A 23,307-nucleotide genomic window follows, 5' to 3' on the forward strand; every position below is an offset into this window, starting at 1 on the left:
TACTTTAGATAACATCATTTATAACAAATATCTGTACATTATAATGTTATGCAATGAGGAATTTACAATACAATGAATTGAAGCTTATTTAGTTTTATATTCGTATAAGTGAATTAAGAATTTCTTAAGAACCTATTAAGAAATAAGTGAGTTTTAGGAACTAGAATAAATGTATCTTAACAGTAATAAGAAAATGAATGTTTTAAACGGAAGTTGGCAGAGTATGTCAAAAAGCTATAAGTAAATATTTCAGGAGGTTTTTTATGAAAAAGAAAATAATTATTGCAATTGTTGCTTCTGCTATAACAATGACTCATTTTGTAGGAAATACTTATGCAGATTCGAAAACAGAGGTTTTTGTTACAGCTCCCTATAATACAAATCAAATAGCGAAATGGTTAGAAGCACATGCAAAGCCTTTAAAAACAACTAATCCAACTGCATCTCTTAATGATTTGAAACCACTTAAGGATATGGTAGGTTCAGCTTCAATTGTAGGTTTAGGTGAAGCTACGCATGGGGCTCATGAAGTTTTTACGATGAAACACCGCATTGTTAAGTATTTAGTATCTGAAAAGGGCTTTACCAATCTAGTTTTAGAAGAGGGATGGGACAGGGCCTTGGAACTTGATCGATATGTTCTTACTGGTAAGGGAAACCCAAGCCAACATCTAACACCTGTATTTAAGACGAAAGAAATGCTAGATTTACTTGATTGGATTCGGCAATATAATGCTAATCCAAAACATAAATCTAAAGTACGTATCATCGGGATGGACATTCAATCAGTAAACGAGAATGTTTATAATAATATAACAGAATATATTAAAGCGAACAATTCAAAACTATTGCCTAGAGTAGAAGAGCAGATAAAAGGTCTTATTCCTGTAACAAAGGATATGAATACTTTTGAAAGTCTTACGAAAGAAGAAAAAGAAAAGTATGTTTTAGATGCTAAACAAATTAGTGCTTTATTAGAGGAAAATAAAAGCTATTTAAATGGAAAATCTAAAGAGTTTGCATGGATAAAGCAAAATGCTCGTATTATTGAACAGTTTACTACAATGTTAGCGACACCTCCTGATAAACCAGCGGATTTTTATTTGAAACATGATATTGCAATGTATGAAAATGCGAAGTGGACTGAAGAACATTTAGGAAAAACCATTGTATGGGGACATAATGGACACATTTCGAAAACAAATATGCTTCCTTTTATATATCCTAAAGTAGCTGGGCAGCATTTAGCAGAATATTACGGAAAACGGTACGTATCTATTGGAACGTCAGTTTATGAAGGACAATACAATGTCAAGAATAGCAATGGTGAATTCGGCCCATATGGAACATTAAAATTAGATGATCTAAACAGTTATAACTACATTTTTGGACAGGTGAAAAAAGATCAATTTTTTATTGATTTACGTAAGGCGAACGGCGTGACAAAAACTTGGTTAAACGAACAACATCCAATTTTCGCTGGAATAACTACCGAAGGGCCTGATATACCAAAAACTGTTGATATATCATTAGGTAAAGCGTTTGATATACTTGTTCAAATTCAAAAAGTGAGTCCATCTCAACTACATCAATAAATTTAGAATAATGTGCCTTAATGACAAATTTCATAGTGTTTCATATAACACTATGAAATTTGTTTTATATAGCAAGAAGAATAATCGCATTAGAAAAAATCAGCAATTTAAGCTGTTAAGAGTAAAACGAATCTTCAATATGTAAAGCGCAAAAAACACTGAAGCGAAAAGCATCGGTGTTTTTTGCGCTTTCGGGCACAGATGCTACTTCAACCCTATTGTACAAGTGATTTTGTATGTAAGGAATTTGTAAGGAATAGGTAAGAAAAAAGAGATTTTCATTGTGTAGGATAAAAATATAAGGAGGCGTGAAGGGGGGAACAATTACGGCCTACATATAAAACAAACAATCAGTAACAAGAGTGTTTTGTGAAAATAATGAGTACAATGATTGCAAATGCATTGTTGCCTTTTCATCATTTGGAGAATGGATAGCTGTGTGGTTCGTATATGACACTTCTATCAACTATCTATACAATTTTAATAGAAGAGAGGAATTTTTTATGAAAACACGCAGTAAAATTACATGTGCAAGTCTAGCACTTTTAATAGGTGGAAGTTCCCTGTTATACATAACACCAACATCAGTTGTAAAAGCAGAACCTACGCAAAATGTATCTAGTTCGTTACAAACAAGTACGCAAAGCGATCGTAATTCCGTTAAGAAAGCAATACGAGATGAACTGCAACTTGGATACCCGGGAATACTCGCTCAAATTTCTAAGGGTGGTAAAACTTGGAGTTATACCGCTGGGATAGCGGATCTGAGAACTAAGAAACCAATGAAAGCAGATTTTCGCTTTCGCATTGGTAGTGTGACGAAAACGTTCATTGCAACAGTTCTACTTCAATTATCTGGAGAGAACCGTTTGAATCTAGACGACTCCATTGAAAAATGGTTACCTGGTGTTATTCAAGGAAACGGATATGATGGTAACCAGATTACTATCCGGCAAATATTGAATCATACAAGTGGTATTGCTGATTATATAAATTCAAAAGACTTCGATATTATGGATACAAAAAAATCGTATACGGCTGAAGAATTCGTCAAAATGGGGATTTCTCTTCCCCCAGATTTTGCACCAGGAAAGGGCTGGTCTTATTCAAACACAGGTTACGTATTACTGGGGATCCTTATTGAAAAAGTAACTGGCAACAGTTATGCGGAAGAGGTTGAAAACCGAATTATTGAACCGCTTGATTTGTCAAATACATTTCTACCTGGTAATTCAAGCGTGATTCCAGGCACCAAGCATGCCCGTGGCTATTTGCAACTAGACGGAGCGAGTGAGCTAAAAGACGTTACTTATATTAACCCAGGTAGCTCGGATGGAGATATGATTTCTACTGCTGACGATTTAAACAAATTCTTCTCTTACTTACTCAGTGGTAAATTACTGAAGGAACAGCAGTTAAAACAAATGCTTACTACAGTTCCTACAAATAGAGAGGGAACCGGATATGGTCTTGGAATCCTTGAAATTAAGCTTCCGAATGGTGTCTCGGTATGGGGACACAGAGGTGGCGTTCTAGGGTTTTCCACTTTTGCTGGTGGAACACTTGGAGGCAAACATACATTGGCCGTCAATTCGAACAGTTTTAAGATTAATAATCCAGAGTCTTTTAAAAACGTTTTAATTGCTGAATTTAGCAAGTAGGCAAAAAGGAAAAACAGAAAAATTTTGTCATTTGTAATTTCAATCGGAATGGATTAACGCTTGAAATGAGTATAGAAGGCGTTAAGTATCTAGGAATAATCAAACTAATCATGAGAGATGGCTAAGTAAAAGGATTGGTTTATATATTGTATTCTCTCCAGCCGATTAAAGAAGTAACAGATATAATGAGTGATTATTATGTATATATTATTGTAGTTGTGTTTGTATCGTCACTGATTATAAATTTGTATAAGGTGCGAAGTCTAATTTAGGACTTCGCACCTTTGCTGTTTAACAGCTATTATTACTAAGCTATTAATAATAGCAAAAAGGAGAATGTAACTAGTTATGCAGATGAATCTTGGCACAGGTGCTATGTAGGAGATTTTGCTGAAAATAAATTTAGAAGAATATATGAATTAGAGACATGAAAGCTGAAATGAATTTTAGTAGTTTTTATGTTCATCAGTTACTTAAAATTCTAGCTGTTTTGTATACAGAGTTTTTCCCACCGTGATTGATAGCGCGTAAATATCATTCTTAATTATATGTAGTGTGCATTGAGTGAGATTTTTTAGAACTAAATACAGTGTCATCTCCTAATGGTGAAAATAGTATTTGAATATTGTAGGGATCTTAAGTGTTTTTAGATTTTTAAAGCCCGGTCATTTTAACCAAAATTTTCATAGAAATGCCTTTAAAAAGAACATGAGTTCGTATATAATAAGAACGAATGTTCTTTTTGTTAGGAGTGATAACCTTGTATGATTATTCTCTTTTACCGAATCGTATTATTCTTTGTGTAGACCTTCGTAGCTTTTATGCAAGCGTATCATGTATTAAAAAAGGACTTGATCCAAGATATACAAAATTGGCTGTCGTAGGGGATGTGAATCAGAGCGGATCAATTGTATTAGCAGCAACACCGCCATTAAAAGCGTTAGGAATAAAGAAGATGGCTCGTTTGTACGAAATACCGAAGCGACCAGATATTATTATTGTGAATCCAATTATGCATACGTATATGAAGTGTTCAACTTTCATAACGGGTTTGGCTTTGCAGTATGTCGCACCGGAAGATTTTCATCAATATAGTATTGATGAATTTTTTATGGATATGACCGCAAGTATTCATTTGTTTGCCAGTAATCCGCGCGATTTTGCATTAAAGTTCAAGCGAGAAATATATGAACGTACAAGGATTGAAAGTACGATTGGTATTGGGCCTAATTTATTATTAAGTAAAGTAGCGATGGATGTGGAAGCGAAAAAGAATAGGGATGGAATAGCGCAGTGGACGTATGACGATATACCCGAGAAGTTATGGAGTATTAGACCACTCAGTAAATTTTGGGGTATATCGTATAAAACAGAAATGAAATTGAATCGAAAAGGTATACATACCATTGGAGAGTTAGCTCAGTATCCTTTGAAATATTTAAAGCAATCATTTGGTGTAATAGGAGAAGAATTACATCTACATAGTAACGGAATTGATTTTAGTAGAATAGCAGAAAAATACGTTCCAGTGACAACATCTATAGCGAAAAGCCAAATATTATTGCGTGATTATTCGGTAGAAGAGTTCATAGTTATTTTATTAGAGCATATAGAAGAGGTTTGTTATAGATTGAGACGAGAAAAGAAATGCGCGCAAACAATTCATTTTTCAGTTGGATATAGCAGGGAATACGGTGGGGGAATAAAAAAGGCACATACGTTAAATAGAGCAACAAATTTAACGATGGATATTTATAATGTTTGTACATATTTTTTATATGAGCGCCATACAGGAGAGCCGATTCGATCAGTAAGTGTTTCATTAACAAACCTTATTAATGAAGGGGAAGAGCAAATTTCGCTTTTCGATAACATTGTACAAAGAGAAAAAGAAATGAGATTAACGAAAGTTATGGACGAAATTCGAACACGATTTGGTAAGAACAGTATTTTACGAGGTATTTCCTACACAAGCGTCGCAACAGCAAGATATAGAAACACATTATTAGGAGGGCACAAATCGTGAAGAATGCTAATATGCCAAAAGGAAGAGGTATGGTAAAGTGGCAACCGTTTGCCAGTATGCCGGAGCAGTTCGCAGTTATTAAAGAAATGATAAAGGAGCAAACGAAAGCCTCGCGTCCAATTGTAACGCAAGATGCAAAAGAAATGATTGAAAATAAGCTATTAACTTCATTTTTAGGTGAGGAAGAGGTTTTACTTACATATTATAAAGATGGTTATTTATATAAAAATTACATAACAGTAGTGGATATTAATCCATTAATAGAGACGATTACTTGTACGGATGCTTTTTGTAATAAGCGTACTTTTAAGTTTTTTGATGTAATTGAGATTGATTAAAGTATGTTTCTATGCAGCAGGTGTTTTTTTAGCCTACTGCATAGAAAGGTCAGTTACAGTATTACGCTTATACTAAAAATAAGATACCCTTTATTACCATTGACGATAGTTGCATTTCAGATGAAAGAATGTGGGGAAACAAACCCCGTTAACGATAGAATAAGCATTAACAGCAGTTATAGGGTTTCTTAAAATTATGAATATTAGTTGTTAGATGGTGCGATATTTATTTAGAAAAAGCCGTTTTAGATACTAATAGATATAAGTAAGACAAGACTTAATAACTAAAGAAAATAAGTATGTTACACTTCAATTATAATAGGGAGGATCATTGGTTTTCTTTTTGTATGTGAGTATATAAAGTGACCAAGTGATTCTCGTATTTCTCTTTTTAGAACATTCCATTGATTAATATGTGCTTTTTGTAATCTGTTGACAGTTTCTACAACTAATTGATTAATTTTATTTAAGAAATCTTCTGAGTCCCGAACATATACAAACCCGCGAGAAATTGTATCAGGGCCAGAAATTATTTTCTCTTCTGTTTTACTCAAGGTTATAACTATTACAAGCATACCATCTTCAGAAAGTTGTTTGCGATCGCGCAATAAGGCGTTTCCAACATCTCCAATACCTAATCCATCTACATATATATTACCTGCAGTAATACGTCTTGTTTGCATAGCAGTTTGATTTTTAATATCAACAACATCTCCATTGCCGATAACATAAATATTATCTTTCTTGACACCAACAGATTCTGCCAATTGACGGTGATGATGTAACATTCTAAATTCACCGTGTATGGGAATGAAATATTTAGGCTTCATTAAAGTAAGCATCAATTTTAATTCCTCTTGATATGCATGTCCAGAAACATGCATTCCTGTTGAACTTCCAGATCCATAAATAACATTTGCTCCTAATAGAAATAAGTTATCTATAATACGTGAAACATTACGTTCATTTCCTGGTATGGGGGAGGCAGATAAAATGACTGTGTCACCTGGTAAAATATCAACTTGTCGATAGTTGCCACTAGATAATCGGGACAGAGCAGCCATAGGTTCACCTTGACTACCAGTGCAAAGTATAGCGACTTTTTCCGGTTCCATTTGATTAATCTCATTTGCTTCGATTAACATTCCTTCAGGTATATTTAAATAGCCTTGTTCTAAGGCGACAGAAACTACGTTCACCATACTTCTTCCGAGGAGGGCAAGCTTTCTATTTGTTTTTAAAGCGGCATCTACTATTTGCTGTACACGATTCACATTAGAAGCAAAGGTAGATATAATAACTTTTCTGTGAGCCTTTACAAAGGCTTCTTCAATTTTTTCGCCTACTAACCGTTCTGATGGAGTAAATCCAGAACGTTCGGCATTCGTACTTTCTGAGAGGAGAGCTAAAACTCCGTTACTTCCGATATTAGCCATTTTGTGAATGTCTGGATATTGATTGTTTATGGGAGTCAAATCAAATTTAAAATCACCTGTATGGACTACTGTACCTTCTGGTGTATGAAAAGCAATCCCGAGGCAATCGGGAATACTATGGTTTGTTTTGAAAAAAGATAGGTTTATCTGTCCAAACTCAATTAAAGACTCAGAGTCAATAACAATTAACTGTGTCGAATCTTGAAGTTTATGTTCTTTTAATTTAATGCCGATTAAGCCTAAGGTTAATTTTGTTGCGTAAATTGGCACATTCAATTGTTTTAAAAAATACGGAATACCTCCAATATGATCTTCGTGTCCATGTGTAACAATTAAACCTCGAATTTTATCTTTATTTTCTTGTAAATATGTAACATCAGGTATTATTAAATCTATGCCTAATAAACTCTCGTCGGGAAACTTAGAACCACAATCAATGATTACAATGTCATCTGAATATTGTATGACATACATGTTTTTACCAATTTCATTAACACCACCTAAAGCAAAAATAGATAGTTTATCATTTATTGTACTCAAATGAATATCCTCCTCTTAAAATCAAATTTACTTGAATCTATGTAAAGGTTTGTAACCAACTATTAATAAATAGTTGGTTACAATTATCTCAAAGATCCATATCTTTTAATCCAGGACTATGTTCATTTGGCATTTCAGGAAGTTCTGGTACAGGAAAACCTTTTGGCGGTTCCGTTACTGTTAATGTTCCTTTGTTTCTACTTGGTGATTCACCTTGGAATATTTCTCCCATTCTTGTTGGATCTAAGCTAAAATTAAATTGTGCGTTATGGAACCCCATGTCTACATACTTTCTGCACTCTGGGTATTTATTAATATCATAGTTCGGTACAGGGAAGAGTTTCCCCCATTCAACACCCAATGTCTCTAAAGCTTTCGCAAAAGCATTTTGATGTGCATTATCACGTACAATTAAAAATGCAAGAGTTTCTCTAAATGTTTGATTAGAACTCATTTCATAAATTCTAGTTTTTTGAAGTACACCTGTAGATTCAAGTACTACGTTATCTAATAAATCGCTAATCAAATTCCCATGACTATATACCCAAGATCCATTCCATGGGTTGCCAGCTGCATCAACAGGCAATGAACTTTGAGCACCTACAATAAAGTGGTGAGGATTTGCATGTTTAATCGCTTCATCAAGCGGTGCTTTGTCAATACCAGCATTTCCTGGCGTAGGTTCACCAGATCCAGTTAATAGCTGATTAATTGTATGTTGTACAAGTTCTACATGGCTTATTTCCTCTAAAAAAACACCTCGAAGTAAATCACGATATTGCTTCTCTTTACCTCTAAAATTTGAGCTTTGGAAGAAATATTGCATCATTGTACGCATTTCACCATAATGCCCGCCTAATATTTCTTGTAAAACTTTTGCAGCAGCTGGATCTGGTTTATCCGGCTTAATCATATTAATTATTTCCTCTTTATAATAAAACATTGAAGTACACCTCTTTTAAGTTAGTTAACATTGTTATCGTGTCCGCTAGTTGGTTACTTAATACTTAAATTCATTTTTTTACCAATAAACCGTTACCTTAAAATGCAAAGTTTTTTGAAATAACTATTTTCGATGTGAGATGAAATTGGGGGAATAGCTACTTAGCATTTAATAAAAAAAGATAAGATTACGGAGTGTAATCTTATCTTTTCATTAAGAATAATAAATTGTAGCTTCAAGGCTTCAGAATGACTTTTATACAGTCATCTTCACGATTATTAAAAATTTGATAACCGTAGCTTGCTTCTTCAAGGGGGATTTTGTGTGTAATAATCTCTTTTGGATCAAATTCTTTATTTGTTATTTTTTCAAATAGTTCCGGCATAAAATGAATAACAGGTGCTTGTCCCATTTTAAGATTAATATTTCTAACCCAAAATGCTCCGAGTGGAAATGCATTATAATTGCCACCATAAACGCCAGTCATTTGAACCGTTCCATATTTTCTTACGGCTTTCGTAGCGATTTGAATAGGACCGAGAGTTCCGCCTTGTAATTTTAACTTTTGTTCTAGAAATTCTAGTGGCGATTTTTTTCCATCCATGCCCACGCAATCAATGACTACATCGGCACCGCCATGTGTGATTTCCTTTAAATGTTCTCCCATATCGGGGAATTTTGTAAACTCAAATACCTCAACATTGTTAATCTTTTTTGCATAATTTATACGATAATCTAAGTAATCGACTGCGATTACGCGCTTAGCACCTTGCATCCAAGCAAATTTTTGTGTCATTAATCCAACAGGTCCACAACCTAGGACGATAACAGTATCACCTGGCTTAACACCTGCGTTTATTACACTCCAATAGGCTGTTGGCAAAACATCGGATAAAAACAGTAAAGATTCATCTTCAAGTTCGCATGATTCCGGTATAACAAATGGAGTGAAATTTCCAAAAGGAACTTTTAAATATTCTGCTTGTCCGCCTGGATGGTTACCAAATTTCTCTGTATAACCAAAGTATCCACCAGAATCATAATGAGGATTGGAGTTATCACATTGGCTTTCCATTTCATGTTGGCAATAGAAACAATGTCCACAAGAAACGTTGAAGGGGATGACAACACGATCTCCTTTTTTCACTTTAGTAACATCTGGACCAACTTCTTCAACAATGCCCATTGGTTCATGACCAATAATGTACCCTTGCGGTAAAGGCATGTTCCCTTGATATAAATGTAAATCAGAACCGCAAATAGCGGTTGAAGTAATTTTTACAATAATATCGTCTTTTTTCTCTAACTTCGCATCATCAACTTGTTTAACTTGTACTTGGTTTGGTCCTTGATAGGTTACAGCTTTCATCTCATATCTCCTTATAAATTATTTTTCATAATTTATATGTATCTCTTGGCAAAACAGAAATCTTTAGTAAAGAGAAATTTATACATATTGTTGTTATGAAAGTACGTTATAGTAGCTCTTCTTTCTTATGTTTTTGCCCTATTTTAAGAAGAAACTCAATATTTATACATAATTTAATTCCCATAAAAAGGATAATTATTATTTCATAATTTGTAGCATATTAAAAACATTGGAGGTGAAACGATATGGCAAATAATAATAGTGGAAGTCGTAATGAATTATTAGTTCGAGGCGCTGAACAAGCTCTTGATCAAATGAAATATGAAATTGCACAAGAGTTTGGTGTACAACTTGGTGCAGATACAACAGCTCGTTCAAACGGATCTGTTGGTGGTGAAATTACAAAGCGTTTAGTAGCAATGGCAGAACAACAACTTGGTGGTAGAGCTAACCGCTAAGTAAATTGGCATAAAATATAGCAAATATGTAAATCAATTTCTTTTGTGTATTCATAAAAATAAAAAACCTTATATTAAACAGATTCTCACTCAAAGATTATTGATAATCTTCTTTCATAATCTTTGAGTATTTTATTTGTAAACGACTTTCCTAAACAATAAACACGCAGTGTTGGAAAGGTGTTTTCCATGCATAGTAGAAAATCTTTTGCAGGAAAAAGCATACTTAAAAATTTGATTTCAATATTGAAATCAATATTTATTATGATATTTTCGAAAGGGAGGAATTTAAAAATGGGTATTTTAAGTGGAAACCCTCAAAATGAACCGTTACATTACGGAGAAGTATTTGATATTTGGAGTTATCTTTTAGCAGCACAAGGTGCAATTGCAAGCCATCAAGTATTTATGAACCACACAGGTGACGAAGATTTGAAGAAGTTTTTAGAAAGCTTAATTGAAAATGATATGAATTCAGAAGTAGAAGAGTTAAAAACTCTTTTAAAGATTAATGGGGTAGCTTTACCGCCTGCTCCTCCAGAACGACCAGTTGCATCTATCGAAGACATTCCCCCAGGGGCACGTATTAATGATGTTGAAATTGCTGCTGCTGTTTCTGCAGGGCTAGCAGCTGGACTTGTGACATGTAGTCAAGTGATGGGGAAATGTCTTCGAGAGGATGTAGGGATGCTATTTGGACAATTTCATATGAAAAAAGCGCAAGCAGGTGTAACGTTGCTGCGTTTAAGTAAGAAAAAAGGGTGGGTAGTTCCACCTCCATTACATGTAAGAAATTCTGATCAAGCTTAATAAACAAAAATAAAAAAGTGGCATTGGCCACTTTTTTATTTTTTAGATGTATCCTCAACTTTAGATTTATTTATTGTAGAAGAATCCATATATTCATCTGACATTTCCATAGCATATTTATCATGATGAATATGGTTGTGATTTCTTAATTCATCATCGTTACGCAGTACTAGTCTCTTCATATAAATGTGGAAGAAAACCTCTATTCCGCCAATAATTAATGCGGCTAAGAATGAAGAAAGTCCAATATTACGAGTAGCATCTAAATTAGTAAACAAGGATGTTAGTAACCAAGTTCCGAAGAAGTTTAAGCCAAAATCTGCCATTGTAGCAATCATATTTCCGTATTTAGGTAAAATGAAGAGATCGCCGATTAAATAAGAAGCTCCTGTTAAGAAAAGAGAAATGAGTAATACTCTAGGAATGGAAATGCCTTGAAAAATACTGAGTACGATAAGTAATACTGCAGTTATCGCTGTGTATTTAATTAATAAGGCAACAATATGTTTCATCATTTTCCTCCATTGTTTAAACGTATATGGAATACAATATTTCATTAAAAACGGATTATACTTTTATATAGCGTAACCCGTTTTAATCACCCTTTAATGGTAAGAAGTACAACCTAGGTAAGAAGCAGGCTTATACTATAGATAGTATTTGCGGAATATCGTGCTTTATTCACAAAGGGTAGTTCCATTCTTATAATAGTGATGTTGCCTAAGTGCAATGTTTTTTATATTAAACTTAATATTTTTTGGTGTTTTGATTTTGCATTATATTTTGATTCGTTAATATAAAAACAAACAAAGTATTTCCGCATTTAATGCATCTTTTTATCTATATATTTTCCGTAATCAGGTACAGCAATTTTATCAAATTCTTGAACGAGTGTTTTGAGGCTCGTTGATAGCAATTCACCTGACATTGGTATCCCATGTCCAGTAATAGCGACTAGAGGCTTTAATTCTTCTAATTTAATGACTGATTCTTTAGCGGCTTTCCAGTCTGTTGTTAAATAACGAGGAGGACCGCTTATTTCCTGTTCTTGAGTTATTACTTTATACAGATACTCCTGTTTCACTGTAACAAAAGCGTCCCCAGCAATTAAAGTTCGGTCTTTCTCTCGGAATAATGAAATATGCCCAGGAGTATGCCCTGGTGTATGAATCCATCTAAACTCTGGCATATGGGGAACAGTTCCATCGATAGGTAGTGCTTTTACGCTATTTCCTAAATCAATCGGTTCATTAGGGAACAGGGGAGACATTTTCGCTACCATACCACCTTCAACTGTTGGATCTGGTTCAGGATAGCTTTGTTGTCCAGTCAAAAACGGTATCTCCATTTGATGGGCATAGACTGGAACATCCCAATATTTAATGAGTTCAATTATTCCTCCAACATGATCAAAATGCCCATGAGTTAAAATAATTGCTTTTGGACGGCTATTTGTACCAAATCGCTCCTCAGTAACAGAGATAATTTCATTTGCACATTTAGGCATTCCAGCGTCAACTAAAACAAAATCATCGGTATGCGGATTCCCAACAAAACATATGTTGACGATTTGAATCGTCTAGCAAAATAAATCAGGTAATACTTCGATGCCGTGACCACTTTCAATTGAAGTTGCTGGAATAAACTTGTAATCACTTCCATAATTCATTTCCTTGTTCACCTTTTGTCCCCCTTAATATGTTTCAATACGACATTATAGTTCCCTAATTTCTCAAATCCATTTTGGGGGATTTGAGAAAAGAATTAGTGGGGATTACAAAAAACAAAAATTAAGGTGGAGACATATCGATTTATATAAAGTGCAAACAGAAAATATTGATTTCACAAGTGTAGTTTTTACTATTTTTTGAGGAGGGGTTATGAGTTAATAAAATATTCATCTGAATATTTTAATATAGTTTTATAAAAAATACAGAACAGTAGCTAATAGAAATCTATTAAATGAGGCGATTACTTGTACCGATGCTTTTTATAATCAAAGGATATTTAAGTTTTGTGATGTAATTGAGATTGATTAAATTATGCTTTTCAATAGCTATTAACAGCCCTTTCAGTGATACTAATATCTCTTACTAGCTATATGATATATTCTATTTTTTATCTAACTAACGCTCTTAGTGTAGTTGGTGTCCTTGCATTGAGTACTTCATGGTTTTTATTCACTTTCAAATGTTTCATCCGAAAGAAAAACAGAAACCCCTTCTTTATTAGAGATAGGAAATTCCGGTTCATCTTTTTTATAGACAGTTCAATTGTATTTCAAATTCACATGATGATTCGGTAAATCACCTTGGATAAAGTAGGCTTTATTGATAGCGAATCTGTATTTCTTGATTGATTACCGCCTATTCCTCATACATCATTTTCCTCGTCATTCCACCGTCTACGACAAGGTTTATACCTGTAACAAAATCATTTTCACTGGCTGTTAAATACAGACAGGCTCGTGCAATATCATCTGGTGTTCCTACACGCTTTGATAGGTGCTGTTCATGATCAATTTTACTTAATTTTGAATAATCTCCGGTTTCAATCCAACCTGGGGAAATAGCATTCACGGTAATCCTATCTTCGCTAAATGAGGCTGCGAGCGCATGTGTAATAGCAACGATCCCACCTTTTGTGGCAGCATAAGATTCTGAATTTGGCTCAGACATAATCGCCCTTGTAGAGGCAATATTCACGATAGATCCACCTTCTTTGTTATGGCGCATATACTTTGCTGCTTCACGTGAACCCAAGAAAACGCTTCTTAGGTTTGTGCTTATTACATCGTCCCATTCTTCTAGCGAAATATCGTAAGGAGACTTGAATAACTCTTTTCCTGCATTATTAATTAAAATATCTATCTGACCGTATGTTTGATTAGCTACTTCCATTAATCGAATAATATCTGTTTCCAGCCTTACATCTGTTTGTACGAAAAGTGCTTCTTTACCCTGTTCTTTCATCTTAGTAACTGTTTTTGCACCTGCTTTTTCGTCTATATCTGCTAAAATAACATTGGCCCCTTTTTCTGCATAATGTAAAGCAATTTCTCTCCCGATTCCATTTCCAGCCCCTGTTATGATCACTGATTTATTAGAAAAATTCATTGTAATTACACTCCTTTTAAAAAAATATAACGTCTTTATTTTTTATATAACATACAAAAATTATCCTTCTGCATAAGCAATAGTTAATTAATTATGCTAGTATTTTTACTCTTCACTAATAAAAGGAGTAATTATCTTTTTTTCATAAGAAGATAACACAATATTCGTTGATGGAGTACCATATTGCATTGAATCATCAATAAATTGTTCTAAACTTTCTACAGAATGTGTTGCTATTTTGACAATATAGCTAATTTCTCCTGCTACTCTATAACACTCGAGTACATCTGGATGGTTATAGCAAAAGTTAGATAATGATTTACAATTTGTTGATTTAAACAGTATAAGTGCAGAAATTGGACGATTTATTTTTTTTAGAGAAACATGTGCATGGTAACCTTCAATAATTTGTTGTTCCTCTAACTTTCGTACTCGCTCAGTTACTGACGGGGAAGATAAGTGAACCGCTTCCGCTAAATCCTTCATTGAAATTTTTGCATTTGACTGTAATAGTCCCACGATTTTTTTATCAATTTGATCCATAAATTACCCAACCTTTTTTTATAAAATAGAATAACCTAAATTCTTTATAAAATAAAGCCGAACAATCAAATATCCTTATTGAACTTATTTATCAGCCTTCTATACTTGTATAAAATAAGGGTAGAAGGAGGCGGTTTACGATATGAAAAAGATTTTATTATTATTAGCTGACGGGTTTGAAGCAGTAGAAGCTAGTGTATTTACAGATGTACTAGGCTGGAATAAATGGGAGGGAGATGGATCAACCGAGGTCGTAACAGTTGGTCTTCGGAATAAATTAACTTGTACTTGGAATTTTACTGTCATACCGGAAAAAACGGTTGATGATATTCAATTAGATGAATTTGATGCACTAGCTATTCCAGGAGGATTTGAAGAGGCTGGTTTTTATTGGGATGCATACAGTAGAGAATTCTTACATGTTATTCAACATTTTTATGCCAAGCAGAAGCCTATTGCCAGTATTTGTGTTGCATCATTAACGCTTGGCAAAAGTGGAATTCTTGTAGGTAAAAAAGCTACCACATACAGTCATCCAACGAGTAAACGAAAAGAGCAGTTAAAGAATTTTGGTGCAATAGTACAAAATGATTTAATAGTACAAGATGGAAATATTATTACATCATCAAATCCAGGCACAGCTTTTGATGTTGCGTTTTTATTACTTGAAAAATTAACATCTAAAAAGAATGCTGAACATGTAAAGGACCTTATGGGATTTTAGGCATTTATTCTTTTTGTGAGTTTTTTGTGCTTGCTAGAAGTAATGTGAAAAGTCGCCGTGTTCTAGCTCTATTTGCTGAACCCGAGGAAAAAGAAAAAGGGTTTGATTATTACAATACTTATAATAGGAGAATTTTTATGATTATAACACTTTTCACATATATATTGTTAGGTTTATCTTTAGCGATACCTGCAGGTGCTATGACAGTCCAAATGACTAAACAAGGAATGAGAAATGGTTTCGTACATGGTTGGTTTGTAGGTATAGGAGGAATGACTGTAGATTTATCTTTAATAGTTCTGATTTATCTAGGGTTCTCTAGTGTATTAACCAACCCATGGGTAGAAACAGTTATGTGGCTACTAGGTTTTGTATTTTTAATGTTTATTGGAATAGAAAGTATTAAAGAGGCAAAGTCAGAAGTTAACATGGAGGGAGAAGATCCTAATAAATCTTTATTATCAGCTTATTTATCTGGTTTTATGATTGCTATATCACCGGCTAATATTGTATTTTGGATAGGGGTCTTTGGTCCGGTTCTAGTTTCTTCATTAGGTAATGCAAGCACATCTACATTTATATTAATAGCTGTAGGTATTTTATTAGGTATCTTAATGCATGATATGATCTTATTAAGCTTTGTTCATTTTACTAGACGTTTTCTAAATCCAACCTTTATTAAAAGGGTATCTATATTTGCCGCAATAGTCCTATTCGGATTTAGTGGTTATTTTGGTTACGAGTTTATAAAACAAGTAATGACTTTTATCTCAAAAGCATAGTTCTTATAAACTTAAATAGGATGGTTATAAGGTAAATGAAAAAGATACGTATTTTAAACGTAACGTAATTGTAAATATGTTATATCACGTAGGCAACCCCTTAGGAATTCATTGATTCCTGAGGGGTCTTTAAATTCCTTACACGTAGCCTCTACTATAATTGATGGTGTATGAGCTTAGCTCAATAGCGATGGGGTACTACCCGCATTTTAACGAAAATATACGCTAAGCAAATTTCGATATAAAAGAAGCCGAATTTTCTACTTTAAGAAACTTTCGGTTTCAATTCGTTATGACATTGCTCTATGTTGTTATAGATATATATAATTTAATTAAAGTTTCAATTAGTTTAGATCATCAAAAATAATGTCTTTTTTATCTAAATTTCTTAGAACTTATATATGAGATGAATATTAATTTATAAGCATTAAATATTTGTGAAGATTTAATTGACGAACATATTTTTTTGACTGTTATTGAAAGTGGATTACACTATAAAAATTTTAGAGAATGGCTATCTATATAAAAATTACATAACAGTAGCTAATATAAATCCATTAAATAAGACGATTACTTGTACGGATGCTTTTCATAATCAAAGAATGTTTAAGTTTGGAGATGTAATTGAAGTGGATTAGAGGGGGAGAAATAAAAATAGTTATCTCTTCCTAACTTAATTATATCATGTAAATCAAGTTCGAAATAGACTATTTATTCGTATTGACTCCTGCTACAATCAAGAACACATGCATAGTAAGGAGAGATGTTACATGAGTTCTTTTGTTCTCGATTTTCAGGAAATAGAAAACACGCAGCTTGCGCTCGTCGGTGGAAAAGGTTTGAATTTAGGGGAGTTAACAAACATTCAAGGTATACAAGTACCCGAAGGTTTTTGTGTTACAACGGTAGGATATGAAAAGGCTATCGAGCAAAATGAAGAGCTTCAAACTTTGTTGCAGCAGCTAACAAAGTTGAAAATGGAAGAGCGTGCTCAAATTGGTGAAATGAGTAAGAAGATTAGAGAAGTCATTATGGCAGTAGAAATCCCTACTGATGTAATGGAAGCAGTAGCTCATTATCTCTCACGTTTTGGAAATGAACATGCGTATGCCGTGCGTTCTAGTGCGACGGCTGAAGATTTACCGTATGCTTCATTTGCAGGTCAACAAGATACGTATTTAAATATTATCGGAGAAGAAGCGATTTTACAGCATGTAAGAAAGTGCTGGGCGTCTTTATTTACAGAGCGAGCAGTTACGTACCGCATGCAAAATGGTTTTGAACATAATCAAGTTTCTATATGTGTTGTCGTTCAAAAAATGGTTTTCCCTGAGGCTTCGGGCATTTTATTTACGGCTGATCCGATTACTTCTAACCGAAAGGTGTTATCAATTGATGCCAGTTTTGGACTTGGTGAGGCATTAGTATCGGGACTGGTCTCTGCCGATAATTATAAAGTAAAAGAAGGCGAAATTTCAGAAACGATGATAGCGACTAAAAAAATAGCTATTTATGCTTTAAAAGAGGGCGGAACAGAGACGAAACAGATTGATCCGGTTCAGCAAAAACTTCAAACATTGTCTGAACAACAAATTTTACAACTAGCACAGATCGGAAGACAAATCGAAGCTTATTTTGGTTGTCCGCAAGATATTGAATGGTGCTTAGCCCATGATACAATTTATATAGTCCAAAGCAGACCGATTACGACTTTATATCCAATTCCAGAAGTAAATGATGGGGAAAATCACGTGTATATATCAGTTGGTCACCAACAAATGATGACCGATGCGATGAAACCATTAGGTTTATCTTTTTTCCTGTTAACGACTAGTGCCCCTATGCGTAAAGCGGGAGGCAGGTTATTTGTTGATGCTACGCAACAATTAGCTTTACCTGCTAGCAGAGATTACTTAATAAACACTTTAGGAAAATCGGATCCACTCGTAAGAGATGCATTAACGACTATAATCGAGCGAGATGATTTTATTCAATTGTTACCGGATGATGAAAAAGAAAAGGATCTTAGTAAAAATGTGCCATCTGCAAGTTCGCAACAACAACCTGAGAATGATCCGGAAATCGTTACGAATTTAATAAAGAATAGTCAAACATCAATAGAAGAGTTAAAACGAAACATGCAAACGAAATCAGGGGTGGATGTACTTGATTTTATTTTAGAAGACATTCAGCAATTAAAGAAAGTATTATTTAACTCGCAAAGTATAGCTATTATTATGGCAGGTATGAATGCTTCATCATGGATTAATGAAAAGATGGAACAATGGCTAGGGGAAAAGAATGCAGCAGATGTACTTTCACAATCTGTACAAAATAATATTACTTCAGAAATGGGTTTAGCATTATTAGATGTTGCAGATGTGATTCGGCCGTATCCAGAAGTCATTGCGTATTTACAGCATGTAGAAGATGACAGCTTTTTAGATGAATTAATTCAGTTTAAAGGCGGGGAAAAAGTTCGGGATGCAATCGATGCCTTTCTAAATAAATATGGAATGAGATGCAGCGGAGAAATCGACATTACGAAAACGCGCTGGAGTGAACAGCCAGCTACAATTATACCGATGATTTTAAATCATATAAGGGACTTTGAATATGGTGCTAGTAAACGGAAGTTTGAAGAAGGGCTGCAGGAAGCTGTGAAAAAAGAAGAAGAGTTAGTAAATCGATTACAACACTTACCGGATAGTAAACAAAAAGTAGAAGAAACGAAGCGTATGATTCGCAACATCCGTAATTGTATCGGGTATCGTGAATATCCAAAATACGGCATGATTAATCGTTATTTCATATATAAGCAGGCGTTACTGAAAGAAGCTGAGCAACTTGTGCAGAGCGGTGTCATTCATGAAGTTGATGATATATACTATTTAACTTTTGAAGAGCTTCACGAAGTTGTTCGCACGAATAAACTAGATTACGAGCTGATACAAAAACAAAAAAATGATTACAAATTATATGAAAAACTAACGCCTCCTCGTATAATGACGTCTGATGGAGAAATCATTACAGGTAAATATAAACGAGAGAACCTCCCAGCTGATGCGATTGTAGGTTTGCCTGTTTCTTCAGGAGTGATTGAGGGAAGGGCACGCGTTATTTTAAACATGGAAGAAGCGAATTTAGAAGAGGGCGATATATTAGTTACTGCTTTTACTGATCCGGGCTGGACACCGTTATTTGTGTCTATAAAAGGGTTAGTCACTGAGGTTGGTGGACTTATGACACATGGAGCAGTGATTGCACGTGAATATGGATTACCGGCAGTTGTCGGTGTGGAGAATGCTACGAAAATAATAAAAGACGGACAACGAATTCGGGTACATGGAACAGAAGGATATATTGAAGTGTTGTAATGAAATAAAAGATCATCCGCTATTAAAGTGGATGATCTTTTATTATATAGCGGACTTATTTCTTTAAACCAGCTGCATAAAAAGGTCCATGAACTGCAATAGTTGATAAAAAGCGAGCAATCTCCTCAGGTGTTTCTTTTTGTCCATTATTTAACCATTGCTGGATGACACCTATATGTGCAGATGCCATATAAGAAGTTAAGTATTCGCTTGGAACAAGTAAATTATCCTTATTAATGAGAGGACCATTCGTATCTTCAAATAATGTTTTCCACATAAAGTCTTTCAGTTTTGTGTGGAAAGATAAATCTCCTTTCGGACTTAGTACAGCTCTCATAAAATCACTATTTTCATTTAGAAATTCAAGAATAGAAGTGATAAGTATAAATGGCATTGTTGGAGAAGGATTTGTTCCAAGGTCAGCAATAACTTCCGGGAATTTCTGTTTAGCAATGTTAGAAAACTCGTACATAATGTCTTCTTGGCATTTTGTCATTAAATCAAATTTATCTTGATAGTGCGCATAGAAAGTACCGCGATTAATGTTTGCTTTCGTTGTGATATCTTTCACTGTAATGGCGTCAAAACTCTTTTCTTCAATTAGCTCCACCAATGCGTTCCGTATGGCAGTTTTCGTACGAACAACACGCAAATCTAAATTACTATCGCGCAAAGCATGTCCCTCCTTAATTTTACTGAACACATTTAGAAAATGTGTCTTATAACCGACACATTCACGATTTTTGATTATTGTATAAGGTTCAACTCGAACATATAATTCAAAATATAAATAAACAACACGTTGTTGATTATTATAAATCAAATTAAAGGAGGAGAAAAGAAGATGTTTAAAAATAAACTTTTATTGTTATCACCAGTTATTGCCCTACTTGTTGTTTTTATTTTTTCATTAACGTTATTTCCAACTGTTCAACCGCAGCCGAAAAACTTGCCAATTGCAATTGTAAATGAGGATCAAGGTGTAGAAATTCCAAATCAACCGAAAATGAATATGGGGCAAACAATTGTTGATACGGTGAAAAAATCATCGAAATCAGAGGAAGAACCCGCAGTGAAGTGGGTAGAAGTAAAAAATAAAGAAGCCGTTCAAAAGGGATTAAACAATAAAGAGTATTACGCGGCATTAGTCATCCCGAAAGAATTTAGCGCAAAACAAGCGTCGTTACGAACACCACAGCCATCTTCACCTGAGATAGAAATATATATTAATCAAGGGATGAATACGGCTGCATCAACTATGGCAGGACAAATATTACAGGCGACCGTTGATAATATGAACAATAATGTTCGTACGCAAATATTAGAAGGGTTAAAAGCAAAAGGAGATACTGTAACAACAGATCAAGCTGTGAAATTAGTAACACCTATTGTAAAGAACGTGAAAAATATGAATGAGGTCGGCAAAAATAGTGCGAACGGTAACTCACCAATATCATTGTTCCAGCCGTTATGGATTGCAAGTTTAGCGAGCGCAGCGATTATTTTTATTGCGATTAGTAAAATACCGGTAAGTTCACGAAAAGAAAACTTTATATTGAAAGTAAAACAAATCGTAACAGGAGCTATTGCGGCACTTGTAATTGGATTTGGTCTTACATGGATTGCAGATGGGATGGTAGGATTAAATATTTCGAACTTCACGGATACAGCTCTATTCTTATCCATTACTTCTTTTAGTTTCTTCTTAATGATATCTGCGGTACTTTCATTAGTTGGGCTAAAAGGAATCGGTTTATTCGCTTTATTACTATTTTTCGGGGCGCCGTTATTATCATTAGCACCTGAGATGTTGTCTCCGTTTTATCAAGACTGGGTTTACCCATGGTTACCAATGAAATTTATGATCGAAGGCTTAAGAGAAATCTTCTTCTTCGGAAAAGGGGTAAGCTGGAATACACCTGTTACTGTACTCGTTTGGATTGGTATAGTAAGTGCGGTTATTATATTAGCAACTGCATTCAAACGTAGTGCAGTAAAAGGGCATAAAACAGAATTGAACGCTTAAAAAAAGCCGTTTCACTAAATTAGTGAAACGGCTTTTTTTGATGAAATCTATAAGTTGAAAAATTAGTATTTGCTGTTGTCGCCTTGGAATAAGTTTTGATGACTTTTTCTTAACGTAAATGTCTGATTGTTAAAAAGTGTTGTATGTAATTAAGCCGGAATTTCTAAAGATCGCGTACGTTCCAAACAATCTCACCGCGCTCGTCATCCCACGTACTGTGATGCCTCTTAAACCCTATCTTTTCTAGCACCCGGAGGGAAGCGATATTCCAAGCGCCTACAGTCGACCAAAGCCTGTGGCGCCCAGTAGCAATTGCAGCGTCCAGTACAACGGCTGCTGCCTCAGTCGCATAACCTTTTCCATGAGCGCTGCGGAACAATTCGTATGCAATCTCCGGCTCTTCAAGTGTGGAACGACCGATAATCAAGCCACAGTATCCAATAAAATCGCCTTCGTCTCGCCTACGAATAGTGAGAAGGGAAATGCCATTTTCGTCTGCTTTCTTGCGCATCTCAATAAGCCGGCTACGAACGGAATCAAGGGCTGGCATGTCCACACCACGTTCGCCAATTAATTTTCTCATCCAAACTGAATCGGATTCCTCCCACATACTCAGGTCAAGTCGTTCGGTTTTTAGCTGGAACTCCATAGTTTTAAATAAAGATGGCATAGCGGAACCTCCTAGTTATGTCACTGAATTCATAATAGCTTCGCACCGCATCATGTTGAACTTCTCGTTGATTCGCGAATGTATTTTCCCACTCCCGCGAGAGTTTATAGCAACAGTATACAATAGTGTTATTTTTATGCATAAGCAATTCTTTTGCAAAATAGACCATTTTCTCAAACTTTACTTTCAATCTAAAGCTGTCCCGTTATATACACATGCTCCTACTATTTCAAAATGCATAAAATGTTATGCGAAAGTATGGAGGGGATACAATGTATAATTCGAATTATTATGATTGGTATAGGCAGAATGATAAGTTGATAAGTGATATTGAGAAAGCTATAAATGGAGAGTATAGCGCTATAAGCTGCTATGCAAAATTAGCGAATATGGCTCCAAGTCAAGCAGAGAAAAAACAAATTCTTGAAATTCGTAATGATGAAATAAAGCATTTCCACAACTTTGTACAAATTTATACGAACTTAACTGGCAGGCAGCCGAAACCACAGATTACCGAAGACTGTCCGAATACCTACTTACAAGGATTAGAGTTCGCTATACAGGATGAGCAAAAGACAGTAGATTTTTATTTGGAAATTTCAGATAAGACATCGGATGCACATCTGAAAGATTTGTTACGGAGAATAGCTGCGGATGAACAAAATCATGCGGTATGGTTTTTATATTATTTTGTGAAGTCGAAGTGAGCATTAAGAATGACTGATGTGGTGAATATATTAGAAGTTATTTTAAAACGCAGTGCAACGATTGAATAAGATATGTAAATGTAAGTAGAAGGAAACCGTTTCGCTAGTAGTGGAGCGGTTTTTTATGATGCACATAGGTATCGACAAAATATAGTAATTAAATTTGATATATAATGTATGGAACAA

Annotated in this window: 20 protein-coding genes and 1 pseudogene; 12 read left to right on the top strand and 9 right to left on the bottom strand. The window is 34.6% G+C overall.

Translation table 11 applies throughout. The features are described from left to right. Positions 1–263 precede the first annotated feature (263 nt). The 4 genes from DN400_RS02455 (at position 264) to DN400_RS02470 (ending at position 5,620) form a co-directional block, all read left to right on the top strand. Positions 264–1,595 carry an erythromycin esterase family protein gene (locus DN400_RS02455; RefSeq protein ID WP_147801527.1) on the top strand — a complete coding sequence of 444 codons (1,332 nt, stop codon included), beginning with the start codon at positions 264–266 and terminating at the stop codon, positions 1,593–1,595. Between the two features lie 503 nt (positions 1,596–2,098). Beyond that, a complete protein-coding gene (locus tag DN400_RS02460) occupies positions 2,099–3,256 on the top strand; it encodes a serine hydrolase domain-containing protein (protein WP_000857802.1) in 1,158 nt (385 codons plus the stop codon). Between the two features lie 760 nt (positions 3,257–4,016). Beyond that, complete coding sequence (locus DN400_RS02465; RefSeq protein ID WP_000272621.1) at positions 4,017–5,282, top strand: Y-family DNA polymerase; 1,266 nt, start codon at positions 4,017–4,019, stop codon at positions 5,280–5,282. Beyond that, complete coding sequence (locus tag DN400_RS02470) at positions 5,279–5,620, top strand: YolD-like family protein (protein ID WP_147801528.1); 342 nt, start codon at positions 5,279–5,281, stop codon at positions 5,618–5,620. The genes DN400_RS02465 and DN400_RS02470 overlap by 4 nt, the downstream gene beginning before the upstream one ends. 302 nt (positions 5,621–5,922) lie before the next feature. Here the strand turns inward: DN400_RS02470 and DN400_RS02475 are convergent, their stop codons facing one another. From DN400_RS02475 to DN400_RS02485, 3 genes are all read right to left on the bottom strand, one after another. Continuing rightward, the gene (locus DN400_RS02475; RefSeq protein ID WP_098211028.1) at positions 5,923–7,596 is read right to left on the bottom strand and encodes a ribonuclease J; all 1,674 of its coding nucleotides are present in this window, start codon (positions 7,594–7,596) and stop codon (positions 5,923–5,925) included. An 88-nt stretch (positions 7,597–7,684) separates the two neighbouring features. After that, positions 7,685–8,539 carry a manganese catalase family protein gene (locus DN400_RS02480; protein ID WP_065229030.1) on the bottom strand — a complete coding sequence of 285 codons (855 nt, stop codon included), beginning with the start codon at positions 8,537–8,539 and terminating at the stop codon, positions 7,685–7,687. A 235-nt stretch (positions 8,540–8,774) separates the two neighbouring features. Next, positions 8,775–9,908 (bottom strand): zinc-dependent alcohol dehydrogenase, encoded by a 1,134-nt coding sequence (locus DN400_RS02485; protein WP_000649083.1) that lies wholly within the window; start codon positions 9,906–9,908, stop codon positions 8,775–8,777. Positions 9,909–10,153: 245 nt separating this feature from the next. On the opposite strand from DN400_RS02485, the gene sasP reads away from it, so the two are divergent. Further along, complete coding sequence (gene sasP / locus DN400_RS02490) at positions 10,154–10,366, top strand: small acid-soluble spore protein, SasP family (protein WP_000002841.1); 213 nt, start codon at positions 10,154–10,156, stop codon at positions 10,364–10,366. A 294-nt stretch (positions 10,367–10,660) separates the two neighbouring features. Next, entirely contained in the window at positions 10,661–11,176 is a 516-nt protein-coding gene (locus tag DN400_RS02495) for a DUF3231 family protein (protein WP_000512135.1), read from the top strand. 35 nt (positions 11,177–11,211) lie between these two features. Here DN400_RS02495 and DN400_RS02500 read toward each other — a convergent pair whose 3' ends face one another. The 4 genes and pseudogenes from DN400_RS02500 to DN400_RS02520 form a co-directional block, all read right to left on the bottom strand. Beyond that, the gene (locus DN400_RS02500) at positions 11,212–11,688 is read right to left on the bottom strand and encodes a YndM family protein (RefSeq protein ID WP_142951771.1); all 477 of its coding nucleotides are present in this window, start codon (positions 11,686–11,688) and stop codon (positions 11,212–11,214) included. 311 nt (positions 11,689–11,999) lie between these two features. Further along, positions 12,000–12,857 (bottom strand): annotated as a pseudogene (locus DN400_RS02505) (MBL fold metallo-hydrolase). A gap of 685 nt (positions 12,858–13,542) precedes the next feature. Further along, complete coding sequence (locus DN400_RS02515) at positions 13,543–14,292, bottom strand: glucose 1-dehydrogenase (protein WP_065229027.1); 750 nt, start codon at positions 14,290–14,292, stop codon at positions 13,543–13,545. Between the two features lie 105 nt (positions 14,293–14,397). After that, the gene (locus DN400_RS02520; RefSeq protein WP_000372089.1) at positions 14,398–14,835 is read right to left on the bottom strand and encodes an Lrp/AsnC family transcriptional regulator; all 438 of its coding nucleotides are present in this window, start codon (positions 14,833–14,835) and stop codon (positions 14,398–14,400) included. 142 nt (positions 14,836–14,977) lie between these two features. Here DN400_RS02520 and DN400_RS02525 point away from each other — a divergent pair, with 142 nt between their 5' ends. The 4 genes from DN400_RS02525 (at position 14,978) to ppsA (ending at position 19,718) form a co-directional block, all read left to right on the top strand. Then, positions 14,978–15,559: a DJ-1/PfpI family protein gene (locus DN400_RS02525; protein WP_147801529.1), complete on the top strand. Its 582-nt coding sequence runs from the start codon at positions 14,978–14,980 to the stop codon at positions 15,557–15,559. Between the two features lie 137 nt (positions 15,560–15,696). Continuing rightward, a complete protein-coding gene (locus tag DN400_RS02530; protein ID WP_000587495.1) occupies positions 15,697–16,341 on the top strand; it encodes a LysE family translocator in 645 nt (214 codons plus the stop codon). 470 nt (positions 16,342–16,811) lie between these two features. Next, positions 16,812–16,979 (top strand): YolD-like family protein, encoded by a 168-nt coding sequence (locus DN400_RS02535; protein WP_255258909.1) that lies wholly within the window; start codon positions 16,812–16,814, stop codon positions 16,977–16,979. 132 nt (positions 16,980–17,111) lie between these two features. Further along, positions 17,112–19,718, top strand: a complete 2,607-nt coding sequence (gene ppsA, locus DN400_RS02540) for a phosphoenolpyruvate synthase (protein WP_098674826.1) — start codon at positions 17,112–17,114, stop codon at positions 19,716–19,718. A 55-nt stretch (positions 19,719–19,773) separates the two neighbouring features. On the opposite strand, the gene DN400_RS02545 is transcribed toward ppsA, so the two are convergent. Then, entirely contained in the window at positions 19,774–20,391 is a 618-nt protein-coding gene (locus DN400_RS02545; RefSeq protein WP_098674827.1) for a TetR/AcrR family transcriptional regulator, read from the bottom strand. A 171-nt stretch (positions 20,392–20,562) separates the two neighbouring features. Here DN400_RS02545 and DN400_RS02550 point away from each other — a divergent pair, with 171 nt between their 5' ends. After that, positions 20,563–21,744, top strand: coding sequence for a YhgE/Pip domain-containing protein (locus DN400_RS02550; RefSeq protein WP_016512626.1), 1,182 nt, complete (start codon positions 20,563–20,565; stop codon positions 21,742–21,744). A gap of 163 nt (positions 21,745–21,907) precedes the next feature. On the opposite strand, the gene DN400_RS02555 is transcribed toward DN400_RS02550, so the two are convergent. Beyond that, entirely contained in the window at positions 21,908–22,414 is a 507-nt protein-coding gene (locus DN400_RS02555) for a GNAT family N-acetyltransferase (RefSeq protein ID WP_001139527.1), read from the bottom strand. Between the two features lie 272 nt (positions 22,415–22,686). Between DN400_RS02555 and DN400_RS02560 the strand changes: the two genes are divergently transcribed. Further along, positions 22,687–23,121, top strand: a complete 435-nt coding sequence (locus DN400_RS02560; RefSeq protein ID WP_147801530.1) for a ferritin-like domain-containing protein — start codon at positions 22,687–22,689, stop codon at positions 23,119–23,121. The last annotated feature ends 186 nt before the right edge of the window (positions 23,122–23,307 follow it).

Source organism: Bacillus sp. AR8-1 (assembly GCF_008042345.1).
In the GTDB taxonomy this organism is placed as follows: domain Bacteria; phylum Bacillota; class Bacilli; order Bacillales; family Bacillaceae_G; genus Bacillus_A; species Bacillus_A cereus.